The organism is Jatrophihabitans sp., assembly GCF_036000465.1.
Classification (GTDB): Bacteria; Actinomycetota; Actinomycetes; order Mycobacteriales; family Jatrophihabitantaceae; genus Jatrophihabitans.
Genome location: NZ_DASYFV010000063.1, coordinates 34,869 through 49,035, shown reverse-complemented (window position 1 = coordinate 49,035; position 14,167 = coordinate 34,869). Strand labels below are relative to the sequence as shown.

General features: G+C 71.8%; 14 protein-coding genes. 7 read left to right on the top strand and 7 right to left on the bottom strand.

The features are described from left to right. The first annotated feature begins 19 nt into the window (after nucleotides 1–19). Nucleotides 20–832: a RecB family exonuclease gene (locus VGN18_RS18310; protein WP_414655067.1), complete on the top strand. Its 813-nt coding sequence runs from the start codon at nucleotides 20–22 to the stop codon at nucleotides 830–832. On the opposite strand, the gene VGN18_RS18305 is transcribed toward VGN18_RS18310, so the two are convergent. The 3 genes from VGN18_RS18305 to VGN18_RS18295 are packed head-to-tail and all read right to left on the bottom strand — an operon-like array spanning nucleotide 829 to nucleotide 4,750. Then, nucleotides 829–1,668, bottom strand: coding sequence for an alpha/beta fold hydrolase (locus VGN18_RS18305; RefSeq protein WP_327541160.1), 840 nt, complete (start codon nucleotides 1,666–1,668; stop codon nucleotides 829–831). The genes VGN18_RS18310 and VGN18_RS18305 overlap by 4 nt on opposite strands. Next, entirely contained in the window at nucleotides 1,665–3,026 is a 1,362-nt protein-coding gene (locus tag VGN18_RS18300; protein ID WP_327541159.1) for a PQQ-binding-like beta-propeller repeat protein, read from the bottom strand. Before VGN18_RS18300 ends, VGN18_RS18305 begins: the two co-directional genes overlap by 4 nt. A 26-nt stretch (nucleotides 3,027–3,052) precedes the next feature. After that, a complete protein-coding gene (locus VGN18_RS18295; RefSeq protein WP_327541158.1) occupies nucleotides 3,053–4,750 on the bottom strand; it encodes a DEAD/DEAH box helicase in 1,698 nt (565 codons plus the stop codon). A 236-nt stretch (nucleotides 4,751–4,986) separates the two neighbouring features. Here VGN18_RS18295 and VGN18_RS18290 point away from each other — a divergent pair, with 236 nt between their 5' ends. Together VGN18_RS18290 and VGN18_RS18285 are read left to right on the top strand one after the other, a co-directional pair. Next, nucleotides 4,987–5,631, top strand: coding sequence for a ferritin-like fold-containing protein (locus VGN18_RS18290; protein ID WP_327541157.1), 645 nt, complete (start codon nucleotides 4,987–4,989; stop codon nucleotides 5,629–5,631). Between the two features lie 95 nt (nucleotides 5,632–5,726). After that, nucleotides 5,727–6,701: a lipase family alpha/beta hydrolase gene (locus VGN18_RS18285; RefSeq protein ID WP_327541156.1), complete on the top strand. Its 975-nt coding sequence runs from the start codon at nucleotides 5,727–5,729 to the stop codon at nucleotides 6,699–6,701. A 55-nt stretch (nucleotides 6,702–6,756) separates the two neighbouring features. Here the strand turns inward: VGN18_RS18285 and VGN18_RS18280 are convergent, their stop codons facing one another. The 4 genes from VGN18_RS18280 to ligD (VGN18_RS18265) form a co-directional block, all read right to left on the bottom strand. After that, the gene (locus VGN18_RS18280) at nucleotides 6,757–6,984 is read right to left on the bottom strand and encodes a DUF3107 domain-containing protein (protein WP_327541155.1); all 228 of its coding nucleotides are present in this window, start codon (nucleotides 6,982–6,984) and stop codon (nucleotides 6,757–6,759) included. A 102-nt stretch (nucleotides 6,985–7,086) separates the two neighbouring features. Further along, a complete protein-coding gene (locus VGN18_RS18275; protein WP_327541154.1) occupies nucleotides 7,087–7,734 on the bottom strand; it encodes a TetR/AcrR family transcriptional regulator in 648 nt (215 codons plus the stop codon). Nucleotides 7,735–7,790: 56 nt separating this feature from the next. Beyond that, nucleotides 7,791–8,729 (bottom strand): non-homologous end-joining DNA ligase, encoded by a 939-nt coding sequence (gene ligD / locus VGN18_RS18270; protein WP_327541153.1) that lies wholly within the window; start codon nucleotides 8,727–8,729, stop codon nucleotides 7,791–7,793. Continuing rightward, on the bottom strand, nucleotides 8,722–9,642 hold the full coding sequence (gene ligD, locus VGN18_RS18265) for a non-homologous end-joining DNA ligase (protein WP_327541179.1): 921 nt from the start codon (nucleotides 9,640–9,642) through the stop codon (nucleotides 8,722–8,724). The genes ligD (VGN18_RS18270) and ligD (VGN18_RS18265) overlap by 8 nt, the downstream gene beginning before the upstream one ends. A 63-nt stretch (nucleotides 9,643–9,705) precedes the next feature. Between ligD (VGN18_RS18265) and VGN18_RS18260 the strand changes: the two genes are divergently transcribed. The 4 genes from VGN18_RS18260 (at nucleotide 9,706) to moeZ (ending at nucleotide 14,146) form a co-directional block, all read left to right on the top strand. Continuing rightward, entirely contained in the window at nucleotides 9,706–10,701 is a 996-nt protein-coding gene (locus VGN18_RS18260) for a Ku protein (protein WP_327541152.1), read from the top strand. A gap of 24 nt (nucleotides 10,702–10,725) precedes the next feature. Then, nucleotides 10,726–11,715: an alpha/beta hydrolase gene (locus VGN18_RS18255; RefSeq protein WP_327541151.1), complete on the top strand. Its 990-nt coding sequence runs from the start codon at nucleotides 10,726–10,728 to the stop codon at nucleotides 11,713–11,715. Between the two features lie 94 nt (nucleotides 11,716–11,809). Continuing rightward, entirely contained in the window at nucleotides 11,810–12,853 is a 1,044-nt protein-coding gene (locus VGN18_RS18250) for a DUF3152 domain-containing protein (RefSeq protein ID WP_327541150.1), read from the top strand. A 114-nt stretch (nucleotides 12,854–12,967) separates the two neighbouring features. Beyond that, nucleotides 12,968–14,146: an adenylyltransferase/sulfurtransferase MoeZ gene (gene moeZ, locus VGN18_RS18245; protein ID WP_327541149.1), complete on the top strand. Its 1,179-nt coding sequence runs from the start codon at nucleotides 12,968–12,970 to the stop codon at nucleotides 14,144–14,146. The last annotated feature ends 21 nt before the right edge of the window (nucleotides 14,147–14,167 follow it).

Below are 14,167 nucleotides of genomic sequence, written 5' to 3'. Positions count from 1 at the left end.
GCAGCTCACCCTGGCCGACATGCCGGCGCAGCTGTTCGCCTGCACCCCGTCGCGCCTGGCCACGTTCGACTGCCCGCGCCGCTACCGCTTCGCCTACGTCGACCGCCCCGCCCCGCCGCGCGGCATCCCGTGGGCCCACAACACCGTCGGCGCCATCGCCCACCTCGCCCTCTACCGCTGGTGGCTGCTGCCGCGGGCCCACCGCACGCCGGACGAGGGCGCGTCGCTGGTCGAGCGCACCTGGCAGTCGAGCGGGTTCCGTGACGACGTGCAGTCGCAGCAGGCCTGCACCACCACCGCCGAGTGGGTGCGCCGCTACCTCACCGACCACGTCGATCCACGGCACGAGCCGCTCGGCGTCGAGCGGACCGTCGCCGCCGTCACCGACGGGCTCGCGGTGTCGGGGCGGGTCGACCGGATCGACGATCGTGGGGACGAGGTCGTGATCGTCGACTACAAGACCGGGCGCCGTGAACTCGGCGACGACGACGCGGCTGCCTCCTCGGCCCTCGCGCTCTACGTGCTCGGCGCCCGCCGGACGCTGCGGCGCGCCTGCCGCCGGGTGGAACTGCACCACCTGCCCACCGGCGACGTCGCGTCGTTCGAGCACACCGACCGGACGCTGCGCGAGCACGTCGACCGGGCCGAGGCCACCGCGGTCGCGATCACCCGGGCCACCGACGCCGTCGCGGCCGGAGCGGACGCCGACGCCGCCTTCCCGCCGGCGCCGTCGGCGTCGTGCTCGTGGTGCGACTTCCGCAGCCTGTGCCCCGAGGGACGCGCGGCCTCGGAGACCCGGGCGGCCTGGGACGGCCTGGCCGACCGCGGCTAACCCAGGCTGCGCCAGAAGTCGACGAGCACGGCGACGGTGCCGGTCGAGTTCTCGACCGCGGGGGAGTGCGCGGAGCCGGGGATGACCGCGTAGCGCGCTCCGAGCCGGGTGGCCATGTCGTGCTGGGTGGACGGCGACCAGGCGTCGTCGTCGACGCCGTGCGTCACCAGCACCGGCACGCCGGTGGCGGCGAGGTCGGCCACCCGGTCGGGCTCGTGCCGCAGCGCGTCGCCCATCGCCTGCAGCATCGTCGGCGAGCCGCCGAGGAAACGCCGCTCGAGGAACTCGGCGAGGTCGGGGTGGGGAGCGGCGAAGCCGGGCTCGGACTCGGCCGCCGCGAGCATCGCCGCGTAGACGCCGGGCAGCCCGGCGCCGGCCAGCACCGGCTGCAGTTGCTCGATGGAGGCCCGCCGGGTACCGCCGAGCGCGGCCGGCCCGGAGGACAGCAGCACCAGCGAGGCGAAACGGGCCGGCTCGGCGATCACCGCGGCCCGCGACACCAGCCCGCCGAACGAGTGCCCGAGCAGGTGCACCGGCGCCGGGAAGCGGGCCGCCAGCGCGCGCACCACCTCACCCAACCGGTCGGGCGTGTAGGCGGCCGGGTCGTCCGGTCCGGGTGACTCGAACTGGCCGGGCAGGTCGATCGCGACGACGTGCAGCCCGGACCCCGCGAGCGGGTCGAGCAGCGGCGCGAAGTCCTCCTTGCTGCCGGTGTAGCCGGGCACGAGCAGCGCGACCGGCGCGTCGGGTGCCCCCGCCTGCAGCGCGGCGATGCGCTGCTGCGGCAGGTCGACCACGATGCGTCGGGCTGAGCCGGCCGCGAGCTGGTCGATCACCGGTAGGCCACCGTGCCGTCAGGGCCGGCGACGAGGAAGCCGGTGCCGAGTGAGTACACGAGCGATCCCGGTGCGGGCGGCGTGACCGGGAACGACTGCGCGGTGTGGCCGTCGTTGCCGTCGAGCAATCGGATGCCGGTGGCCGTCGGCAGGGTGACCCGGGCGGTCGAGAGGTCGGGGCTGTCCTCGCCGGTCGTCGACGCGACGGTGGGCGGGCTCGGCGCCTTCGCGGCCCAGATCGGCGCCGGCGACCCCGTGCGCACCGCGTAGACGACGCCGCCGAGCCAGATGACCTCGGTGCCGCTGGCCGCCGTGGCGACGATGGGATCGGTGGCGGTCGGGAACGGCGCGAGGGCGACGGCGCCGGCGGACTTGCCGCTGCCCGGGTTGAGCGTGTTCAGCGTCCGCGTCGTCGGGTCCAGCGTCGAGACCACCGCGTCGGCCGACACCGGCAGGTCGGTGTCGCCGATGCTGTTCCACTTGAGCTTGTCGGGGTTGGTGTCGCTCTTGTCGTCGGAGCCGGCGATCCCGTCGCGCAGCAGCACCTGCGCGCCGCGGCCGCAGAAGGTCAGCTTGCCGCACTCGGGCTTGGCGCAGAACTGGCTTATCAACGCTCCGGTGCTGCCCAGCACGGCGCGGTTGATGGTGCAGCCCTGCATCCGGAACGTCCAGCGGTTGTAGCCCGACACCGGGTCGATGGCGTAGATGACGCTCGGCGTCGTGACCATGACGGTGAACGAGAGCACCTGGTAGGTCGGCTGCCCGTAGACCGGCAGGCCGTCCATGTCCAGGGTGCGGGTCCAGCGCCGGGTGCCGGTCTGCGAGTCGACGGCGGTGACCTCGTCGCAGTTGCCGTTCACCTGGTAGATCGCCACCGTCGTGCCGCCGGCCTGGGCGGCGGTGCACACGGTGCGGTTGCTGCGCGCGTAGGACCAGGTCTGGCGCCCGGTGCGGGCATCGAGGCCGCGGACGGTGTGCTTCGACCAGACGACGACGGTGCCGCCCCACTGCGGGACGCCGATCGCGCTCCGGTCGCCGGTGCGCCACGCGACCTGGGGGGACGGTGTCGGCGCGGCGATCGCGAGCGAGGCCGGGGCCTGCGTCTTCGGCACGGTGTGCAGCGCGGTGTTGGCGACCTCACCCCGCGACCAGGCCACCGTGACGACGACGAGCAGCGCGACGACCACGACGGACACGACCGAGGCGTAGACGAGCCGCGGACGCCGCAGCGACTCGCGATGGCGCGCCAGCGCGGCCTCGGACGGGCTCACCGGCTCGGTTGTCGCGAGGAGCTCGGCCGAGTCCTCGTCGAGGATGTTCTCGTCCGTCTCCGACGCCGCTCCGCCTCGCTCGATCACCGGCTAATCCTGGCCCATCGCCATGATCACTCGGAAGCGGGCGCGCCGTCGGTCGACGGCGTGGTGCTCGCGTCGCCCCGACCGCGGCCGCGGGAGCCGCGCCGCCGCCGGCGCGGGGCGGCGCCGTCTGTCTCCGGACCGGAGTCCGGGCTGCCGGCGGGGGCCTCGGACGCCACGGCCGCGTCGTCGACCTTCTCGCCGGCCCGGGTGCGGGTGCGCTGCCGGGCCGGTCGGGGCTTGCGCTCGACCCGCTCGACCCGCTCGTCGGGCCGGGTGTCGGCGCTGCCGCGCCCGCCGCCCCCGCCGCCGCGGCGATCGCCGCCGCGGCCGGCCGGGCGCTTGGCGTTGTCCCGGCCGCCGAGGTCCTCGAGCTGCTCGGCGTCGAGGCCGGCGCGGGTGCGCGAGGAGCGCGGCAGCGTGCCGGTGACGCCCTCGGGGATGTCGAGTTCGAGGAGCAGGTGCGGGGAGGTGGAGTACGTCTCGACCGGCTCGTGGAACGGCAGCTCGAGCTCGTCGCAGATCAGCTTCCAGCGGGGGATGTCGTCCCAGTCGACGAAGGTGACCGAGCTGCCCTTCGCACCGGCGCGGGCCGTGCGGCCGATGCGGTGCACGTAGGTCATCGCGTCCTCGGGCGCCTGGTAGTTCACCACGTGGGTGATGCCCTCGACATCCAGGCCGCGGGCGGCGACGTCGGTGGCGACCAGGACGTCGACCTTGCCCGAGCGGAACGCGCGCAGCGCCTGCTCACGCGCGCCCTGACCGAGGTCGCCGTGGATCGCCGCGGCCGCGAACCCGCGGTCCTCGAGGTCGTCGGCCACCTTGGCCGCGGTGCGCTTCGTGCGGGTGAAGATCAGGGCGAGGCCGCGGCCGCGCGCCTGCAGCACGCGGGCGAGCATCTCGGCCTTGTCCATGGCGTGGGCCCGGTAGACGAACTGGTCGACGTGCGACGTGTTCGGCTTGTGGCTGCCCTGCTCGGCCCGGATCTGGATGGGCTGGATCAGGAACTGGCGGGCGAGCGCGACGATCGGGCCCGGCATGGTGGCCGAGAACAGCATCGTCTGGCGCGCGGCGGGCACCATCGCCAGCAGCTTCTCGATGTCGGGCAGGAAGCCGAGGTCGAGCATCTCGTCGGCCTCGTCGAGCACGAGGATGCGGGCCGACGACAGCTTGAGGTGGCCCTGCTGGGCGAGGTCGAGCAGGCGGCCCGGCGTGCCGACGACGACGTCGACGCCCTTCTTCAGCGCCTCGACCTGCGGTTCGTAGGCCCGGCCGCCGTAGATGGTGAGTACGCGGGCGCCGAGACGCTTGCCGGCGCTGGCGAGGTCGGCCGACACCTGCACGGCGAGCTCGCGGGTCGGGGCGATGACGAGCGCCTGCGGCAGCGCGCCGTCGCCGCCGGGCAGCTCGAGGCGGTTGAGCAGCGGGACTCCGAAGCCCAGGGTCTTGCCGGTGCCGGTACGGGCCTGGCCGATCAGGTCGTTGCCGGCCAGCGCGATCGGCAGCGTGAGCTCCTGGATCGCGAACGTGCGCACGATGCCGACGTCGGCCAGCGACTCGATGATCTCGGGCTTGATGTCGAACTCGCTGAAGGCCGGGCTCTCCTCCTTCACCGGCGCACGGGCGGCCAGCGGAGCAGCCTCCTCGGGGGTGACGACGGCCTCGGGCAGGTCGGTGCGGTGATCGACCTCGGCAGGGGAGAGCTCGGTGGTGGTCTCTTCGGTCATGAGCGAGCTCCGCGAGCGAATGACGAATGGGCATGGCCTGTGGCGGCCGGAACGAAGCGTAGGGCGGTCATGACGTCCTCAGGTACGGGTGCGCCGACCGAGGAATGTCGCGCCTGCGACCCACTGGGATGTACCGCGAGAGGGAGGCGCCGTCGAACTGGTCAACGCGCAGATTCGTGAAGCGATGGATGGTCTGGCTGGACCAGTCTATCGGCTGCCCGGGATAACCTGCCGACGTGCCGTCCCCAGAAGCCGTCATCGACCTCCTCGCCGCGCTGGCCTACGGCGAGTTGAGCGCCTTCGACCGGCTGGCCGACGACGCGCGGATGGCGCCCACGCTGGCCGGGCGGGCCGAGATGTCGTCGATGGCGGCGATCGAGTTCGGGCACTACCAGCGTCTCGCCGACCGGCTCGTCGTGCTCGGCGCCGAGCCGACCGAGGCGATGGCCCCGTTCGTCGCGGCGCTCGAGACCTACCACTCGCTGACCGAGCCGTCGACGTGGCTGGAGGGGGTCGTCAAGGCCTACGTCGGCGACGGCATGGCGGCCGACTTCTACCGCGAGGTCGCCGCCCTCGTCGACGACGAGACGGGCGATCTGATCCGCGACGTGCTGACCGAGGCCGACCGGGCCGAGTTCGCGGTGCGCGAAGTGCGCGCCGCCATCGCCGACCAGCCCGCCGTCGCCGGCCGGCTCGCCCTGTGGGCCCGCCGGCTCGTCGGGGAGGCGATCAGCCAGACGCAGCACGTGCTGGCCGACCGCGAGTCGCTGATGCTGCTGCTGGTCGAGGGCACCGGCGATCTCACCGGGGTCGCCGCGCTGCTCGGCCGGATCACCGACCGGCACACCGAGCGGATGGAGACCCTCGGCCTCAGCGGTTGACGCGTCCGGTTTGCCGGGACACGACGTCGGGGTTACCGTGCGGTAACCGGAGCCCGCCGAGGTGCCGGTGCCGCTCATCGCCGCTGAGGAGACCCATGCGCACGCGATCCCGCGCCCCCCGTCCACTGCACCTCGGCCTGATCGGCGGACTTCTCGGGGTCGTCGCGGCCGCCGTGGTGTCCGTGCCCGCCGCTGGGGCGAGCACCCTGCCGGTCGTCTACAACGTCAGCTCGGCCAAGGGCGCGCTGTTCACGCCGACCGCATCGCCGCCCGGCACCAACGACTTCGGCTGCCGGCCGACCGCGGCGCACCCGCGTCCGGTCGTCCTCGTGCACGGCCTGCTCGCCACCATGGGCGACAACTGGGGCACGATGGCGCCGCTGCTGAAGAACAACGGCTACTGCGTGTTCGCGCTGACCTACGGCCGCTACCCCGGCAACCCGTACAACGGCGGCGTGCAGCCGATGGAGCAGAGCAGCGCTGAACTGGCCACGTTCGTGGACAGGGTGCTGGCTGCGACCGGCGCGTCGAAGGTCGATCTCGTCGGCCACTCCGAGGGCACCGTCATGCCGCAGTACTACCTGAAGTTCCGCGGCGGCGCGGCGAAGGTCGACAAGTACGTGGCGATGACGCCGCTGTACCACGGCACGACGCTCGCCGGGGTCGGCAACCTGATCCACACGTTCGAGGCGACCTTCCCGGCGCTCGCCGGACCGGTGTCGACGTCGGTGGCGCGGTTCTGCGGTTCCTGCGAGGAGTTCCTGCAGGGCTCGCCGTTCTACAAGCACCTCTACGCCGACGGCGTCTACGCGGTGAAGGGGGTCACCTACACGACGATCATGACGAAGTACGACGAGCTGGTGATCCCCTACACGTCGGGACGGTTGGTCGCGCCGAACGCGACCAACATCGTCGTGCAGGACCAGTGCGGACTCGACTTCGCCGAGCACCTGTCGGTGGCGTTCGACCCGACCGTCGGCCGCGACATCCTCAACGCGCTGGACCCCGCGCACCGTCAGCCGGTGCCGTGCCAGCTGGTGCTGCCGGCGATCGGCGCCCCGCTGAGCTGAGGATCAGCCCGGAACGCTGGTCAGCCCCAACCGCGGTTCAGCCGCGAAACGCGGTTCAGCTCGATACGAAGCCGACGCGGCGGGTGTCGGCCTGCGCGATGTCGATGTAGGCGATCAGGTTCGCCGGCACGATCACCTTGCGGCCGCGCTCGTCGGTGAGCACGAGCCGGCCGTCGACACTCTTGAGGGCGGCGGCGACGAGTTCTTCCACCTCGTCCGGGGTCTGCCCACTGTCCAGCACGATCTCGCGGGCTGTGTGCAGCACGCCGATCTTGACCTCCACGCCGGGCCTCCTACTTGCCTGGTGCGTCGCGACCGTCCGCCGCGAACTTGGGCACCACGCTAGCCGAGCCGGCGCGGGGTCGCCGCCGACCCCGCTGCGCCGTCAGCGAACGGCGGGTGCTTCGCCCTGGCGGGGGAAGTTGGAGATGCCCCGCCACAGCAGCGATTCGAGCAGCATGATGGCGTCGTCCTGCGACACCGGACGCTCGCTGGCGAGCCACCACCGGGCGACGACCTGGGCCGAGCCGGTGAGGGCCGTCGCGAGCAGTTCGGCGGCCGGGCGGCCGAGGCCGGTGTCGGCGGCGACGGTGTCGGCCACCGCCTCCATCGTCTTCTGGGTCACCGATTCGACCCGGACCCGTACCGCCGGGTCGTTGACGAGGTCGCTCTCGAAGATGAGCCGGAACGCGCCGTCGTGGTCGTCGCGGTCGACGAAGTCGAAGTACGCGGTGAGCACGGCGTGGATGCGCTCGCGGTTGTCGTCGGTGGTCGCAAGGGCGGCGACGACGGCGTCGGCCAGAGCATCGGCCTGGGTGTCCAGCAGCGCCAGGTACAGCTCGAGCTTGCCCGGGAAGTGCTGGTACAGCACCGGCTTGGAGACCCCGGCCCGCTCGGCGATGTCGTCCATCGCGGCGGCGTGGTAGCCGTTCGCGACGAAGACCTCCTGCGCGGCCGCGAGCAGCTGCTTGCGCCGGGCCGATCGGGGCAGCCGGGCCCCGCGGCCCAGGTCGGCGCCGACACTGCTCGTCACGGCAACTCCTCGTCAACAATCAGGTCGCGGACCGGCGAAGGCCGGGTCCGAGCAGACTACTCGCCGGTACACATGGCGGACGTGATGCGCGCGCGGGCGTCGTCGTCGAGCACCCCGGCCCAGAGGTCGCCGTGCTGCTCGACCCGGTCGAGCACCTCCTCGGCGGTGAACGACAGGTGCTCACCCGACTCGACCTCGTCCCAGGTCAGGGGGGTCGACACCGTCGGCTGCGGGCGGGCCCGCAGCGAGTAGGGCGCCACGGTGGTCTTGGCCGCGTTGTTCTGGCTCCAGTCGACGAAGACCTTGCCGTCGCGCAGCGACTTGGTCATGCGCGAGACCACGAGCGCCGGGTCCTGGCGCTCGAGCCTCCGGGCGACCACGTGCGCGTACTTCGACGGCAGGTCCATGTCGTCGACGCTGATCGGCGCGCTGACCTGCATGCCCTTCGAGCCCGAGGTCTTGGCCACCGGGGTCAGACCGTCGCCGTGCAACACCTCGCGCAGCATGACTGCCACCCGCGCGCACTCGACGATCGTCGCCGGCGGCCCGGGGTCCAGGTCGAACACGACGACGTCGGTGCGCGGCTTGCGGGCCCGCACCGGTACCCGCCACTGCGGCACGTGCAACTCCAGCGCCGCCAGGTTGGCCAGCCACACCAGCGTTGCCAGTTCCTCGACCACGACGAAGTCGATCGTCTCGCGGTTCATCGTCGAACCCGGCACGGGCAGGGTCGCCGTGCGCACCCAGCCCGGCGTGCTCCGCGGCGCGTTCTTCTCGAAGAAGAACTTGCCGTCGACGCCGTTCGGGTAGCGCTTCACGGTGAGCGGGCGATCTGCGAGATGCGGCAGCAGCACCGGCGCGATGCGGCTGTAGTAGTCGATCACCTCGCCCTTGGCGAAGCCGGCGTCGGGGTAGAGCACCTTGGTCAGGTTGGACAGCGTCAGGTGGCGTCCGTCGACGTCGACCGTCACCTTCTCCGACTTCGTCTCAGCCATCGCCCCTCGCCTCGTCAAGCCGCTTGTCCTTCCTTACCCCGCGGAACACGGGCTGACGCAGCCGCCGATCACCGGTCCACGCCGCGAACTCCACCTCGACCACGACCTGCGGCTCGACCCAGTGCAGCAGCCGTCCGGTCATCGGGCGCGGTGCGTCGGTCACGGGCGGGTCGGCCCGCTCGACGAGCAGTCCCTTGACGAGCGCGGCGGTACGGCCGGAGAGCCCGCTGCCGACCTTGCCCGCGAATCGCAGCCCGCCGTCGTCGGTGACGACCCCGAGCACCAGCGAGCTGAGCGTGGCCGGATGCGCCGCCGCGGCCTCCCAGCCGATCACCGCGAAGTCACCGGCCCGGACGAAACGCAGCTTGCGCCAGTCGTCGCTGCGCCGGCCCGGCCGGTAGACCGAGTCGAGCCGCTTGGCGACGACGCCCTCGAGCCCGTGCTGACGCGCGACGCTCTCGGTGGCCGGGCCGTCGTCGAACGACGGGCTGAGCGTCCACCCCTCGTGCTCGGCGACGAAGCGTTCGAGGGTCGCCCGCCGCTCGGTCCAGGGCCGCTCGGTGAGGTCGACGCCGAAGCGGCGCAGCACGTCGAAGACCACGAACGTCGCCGGAGCCTCGCCGACCAGCCGGGTGACGTCGGCGCGGCCCCGGACGTGCATGCGGGCCTGCAACCGCTCGAAGGACGGGCGGCCGTCGACGAAGACGACGATCTCCCCGTCGAACAGCGCGTCGCCCGCACCGGCGACCTGGGCGACGACGTCCGGATAGCCGCCCGTCACGTCGTTCCCGGCCCGGCTGCGGATGCGCACACCGCCGTCGGAGACGTCGATCAAAGCCCGGACACCGTCCCACTTGAACTCGTAGGCCCAGCCCGCGCCGACCGGCAAAGCCGAGATCGCAGTGGCGAGCATGGGGTCCACCCGTCCAAACTATGGGTAACCGATCCATGAGGTGCGGACCAGCGGGGAGATTCCATGCGCTCGATCTGGAAGGGCAGCGTGTCCTTCGGCCTGGTCAGCATCGGGGTGAAGCTCTACTCCGCGACCGAGGAACGCGACGTCAGCTTCAACCAGGTACGCCGCAGCGACGGCTCCCGGATCCGGTACAAGCGGGTCGCCGAGGCCGACGGTGAGGAGGTCGCCTACAGCGACATCGCGAAGGGCTACCAGCTGCCGAGCGGTGAGACGGTCGTGCTCACCGACGACGACTTCAAGGACCTCCCACTGCCCAGCACACGCGTCGTCGACGTGCTGCAGTTCGTACCGGTCGAGCAGATCGACCCGATCTACTACAACAAGAGCTACTACCTCGAGCCGGAGAAGGGCGCGACCAAGCCCTACGTGCTGCTGCGCGACGCCCTGCTCGAGAGCGACACCGTCGGCGTGGTCAAGGTGGCCATCCGCAACCGGGAACAGCTGGCCACCCTCCGCGTGCGCGAGGGGGTCATCGTGCTCGAGACGATGATCTGGCCCGACGAGGTGCGCGAGGCCGATTTCGCGTTCCTCGACGAGGACATCGACCTGCGCCCGCAGGAGCAGCAGATGGCCCGCTCGCTGGTCGAGAGCATGGCCTCGGATTTCGAGCCCGAGCAGTTCACCGACGGCTACCGCGAGGCGTTGCAGTCGGTCATCGAGGCCAAGATCGAGGGCCGCGAGGTCGTCGAGGCCGAGGAGCCGCAGCCGAACGCCGGCAACGTCGTCGACCTCATGTCGGCGCTGCGCGCATCGGTCGACGCGGCCAAGAAGGGTCGTAGCGCCGCCGCGGCCGACACCAAGGCGTCCCGGACGGCCACCACCACGAAGGAGCCGGCCGCGAAGACGGCCCCGGCGAAGAAGTCGGCCGCGAAGAAGGCCCCGGCGAAGAAGGCGGCGGCGAAGAAGGCGACGGCGAGGACGGCCGCGAAGTCGACGACGACCAAGAAGACGGCGACGAAGGCCACAGCCAAGAAGGCCGTTCGCAAGAGCGCCTGACCCGCGCATCCGTACTCTGGGAGCGTGCCCAGACCCCCATCCCGCACCGCGCCGACCGCGCGGCTGTCCGACGGCGCGCTCGCGCCGCTCGACGCCTCCGTGCGCATGTATCCCGGCCGCCACGTCCAGATCGGCTCGAACCGCATCCACGTGCGCACCACCCCGGCCGGGTCCGACTCCGCCGAGGCCGCCGTCTTCGTGCACGGACTCGGCGGCTCGGCGCACAACTGGACCGACTTCGCCGGTGTGCTGCGTGACCGCCTCGCCGTCGACTCCCTCGACCTCCCCGGTCACGGCCGCACCGGCCCGGCGGCCCGCAACGACTACACGCTGAACGCCCACGCCGACATCGTCATCTCCTACCTGGAGCACAAGGTCGACGAGACCGGTGGGCCGGTGCACCTCGCGGGCAACTCGATGGGCGGCGCGATCAGCATCCTGGTCACGGCCCGCCGTCCGGAACTCGTGCGCACGCTGACCCTCATCTCCCCGGCCGTGCCCGACCTGCGGCTGCGGCTCTACCCGCTCAAGCACGACCCGCGCATGGCCGCGCTCGCCGTGCCGTTCCTCGGCATGGCGGCGCTGCGCAAGATGGCGGCGCTGCCGCCCGAGGTGCGGGTCAAGGCGACGATCGACGTGTGCTTCGCCGATCCGTCGCGCTACCCGGCCGAGCGCCTGCGCGAGTCGGTCGAGGAGCTCAAGGTGCGCAACACGATGCCGTGGGCCGGCCGCGGCTTCCTGCGCTCGATGCGCGGGCTCGCCCGGTGGCAGATGCTGGGGGGCCGGGCCGGTTGGAACACGCTGCGCAGCGTCTCGGTGCCGACCCTCGTGGTCTGGGGCGACACCGACCGGCTCGTGGCCCCCGATCTCGCGCCCTACGTCGCGGCCGCGATCCCGGGCTCCCGGCTGCTCGTGCTCGACCACATCGGGCACACCGCGATGATGGAGGACCCGATCACCACGGCGCGGGCGGTGCTGGGCCTGCTCGACGACGTCGCGTCGCTCCGATCCTGACGCGTCGGTACGGCATGCCGGGAATTTCGTCGCGATATGGGAACCTCGTGAGGTGCCGGCAACGGATGACGACCGAGGTGGCTGGGGGCCGACGATGACCGTCCCCCGTCGTCGTGACCCCGCCGACGACGTCGCCTCGGCCCGCGACGCCGTGCGCCGCGCCGGCGTCACCTACGGCCCGCGCGACTCCCGCCGCTCACCCCGCGACGCCGTCGGCGACTGGATGCGGGACTTCGTGCGCCGCTACGGGTGGCGGGCCTACGCGCTGCCGGTGCTGCTCGTCGTCACCGTCGCCGCCCTGATGACCACCACCACCGTGCGCCGCCAGGTGCTGGCCGAGAGCGCGCCGCAGAACGATCCCGGCGCGGCGGTCGGCGGGGCCGGGTCGTCCTCACCGCCGGCCGCCGGCCCCGACATCGCGCTGAAGAACGACACCGCGGCCGGTGCGAACGTCGACCAGACGGTGCTCAAGGCGGGCCAGCTGCCGGCCGGCGCGGCGTACACCGTGGTCGGCAAGGGCACCTACCGCGTGCTCACGGGCACCTCGACGGTGGTCGGTCAGGGCCAGCTGTACCGCTACAGCATCGACGTCGAGAACGGCATCACCGGCATCGACCTGCAGCAGTTCCAGCGCCTGGTCGTCACCACCCTGGCCGACCGGCGCAGCTGGTCGGGTCACGGGATCGCGCTCCAACGCGTCGACTCCGGGCGGATCGACTTCCACGTCACGCTGACGTCGTCGATGACCATCCGCAAGGTGTGCGGCTACGACATCCCGGTCGAGACCTCGTGCTACGCCCCGGCCGGGTCGACGTCGGGCCTCGACGTCAACCGGGTCGCGTTCAACGACGCGCGGTGGGTGCGCGGTTCGTCGGCCTATCTCGGCGACCTGCTGTCCTACCGCGTCTACATGATCAACCACGAGGACGGCCACGCTCTCGGGCACATGCACGCGCACCAGTGCCTGCCCGGCGGTCTCGCGCCGGCGATGATGCAGCAGACGTTCGGGTTGCGCTCGGCCGCGACCAGGCAGATGTGCCAGGCCAACCCGTGGCCCTACCCCGTGGGCGCGGCCGGGGCACCGGGCGCCGAGCAGCAGGACACCACGGCCAACAACGAGTACTACATCGCCGACTGAAAGCGGACGCCCCCGAGCGGGCCGGACGGCTATGACGGACACTGGTGGACGGAATGCCGGGGCCCGGACCCCGGTTCACCCCAAGAGTCTGCAGTCGACCTGTGAGGAAGTCTCGTGTCTGTGCCCCCGCTCGTGGAGCCCGCTGAGTCCCTGTCCGTCGAGGAGGTCCGGCGCTACAGCCGGCACCTGATCATCCCCGACGTCGCGATGGCCGGGCAGAAGAGGCTGAAGAACGCGAAGGTGCTGTGCATCGGCGCGGGCGGTCTCGGCTCGCCCGCCCTCATGTACCTCGCCGCGGCCGGTGTCGGCACCCTCGGCATCGTCGAGTTCGACGAGGTCGACGAGTCGAACCTGCAGCGCCAGATCATCCACGGCCAGAGCGACATCGGCCGCTCGAAGGCGCAGTCGGCGGCCGACAGCGTGCACGAGATCAACCCGCTCGTCACCGTGAACGTGCACGAGCTGCGGCTCGACTCGTCCAACGTGATGGAGCTCTTCGCCGACTACGACCTCATCGTCGACGGCACCGACAACTTCGCCACCCGCTACCTCGTCAACGACGCGTGCGTGCTGCTCGGCAAGCCCTACGTGTGGGGCTCGATCTACCGCTTCGACGGCCAGGCCTCGGTCTTCTGGGCCGAGCACGGCCCGTGCTACCGGTGCCTCTACCCCGAGCCGCCGCCGCCGGGAATGGTGCCGTCGTGCGCCGAGGGTGGCGTGCTCGGCGTGCTGTGCGCGTCGATCGGCTCGATCCAGGTCAACGAGGCCATCAAGATGATCACCGGCATCGGCGAGCCGCTGCTGGGCAAGCTGATGGTCTACGACGCCCTCGAGATGGAGTACCGCAAGATCAAGGTCCGCAAGGACCCGAACTGCGCGGTGTGCGGCGAGCACCCGACCGTCACCGAGCTCATCGACTACGAGGCGTTCTGCGGTGTCGTGTCCGAAGAGGCACAGGAAGCGGCGAAGGGCTCGACCATCACCGCGTCCGAACTCAAGGACCTCATCGACTCGGACAAGCCGATCTACCTCGTCGACGTCCGCGAGCCGGCCGAGTGGGAGATCGTGCAGATCCCCGGCGCCACGCTGATCCCGAAGGACGAGATCCTCCGCGGCGACGCCCTGGCCAACCTGCCGCAGGACAAGCAGATCGTCATGTACTGCAAGACCGGCGTGCGCTCGGCCGAGACCCTGGCCGCGGTCAAGAACGCGGGCTTCAAGGACGCCGTGCACGTGCAGGGCGGGGTCACTGCCTGGGTCAACCAGATCGACCCGTCCCTGCCGGTCTACTGACCTTCGGCCCGGGTTCGGCGG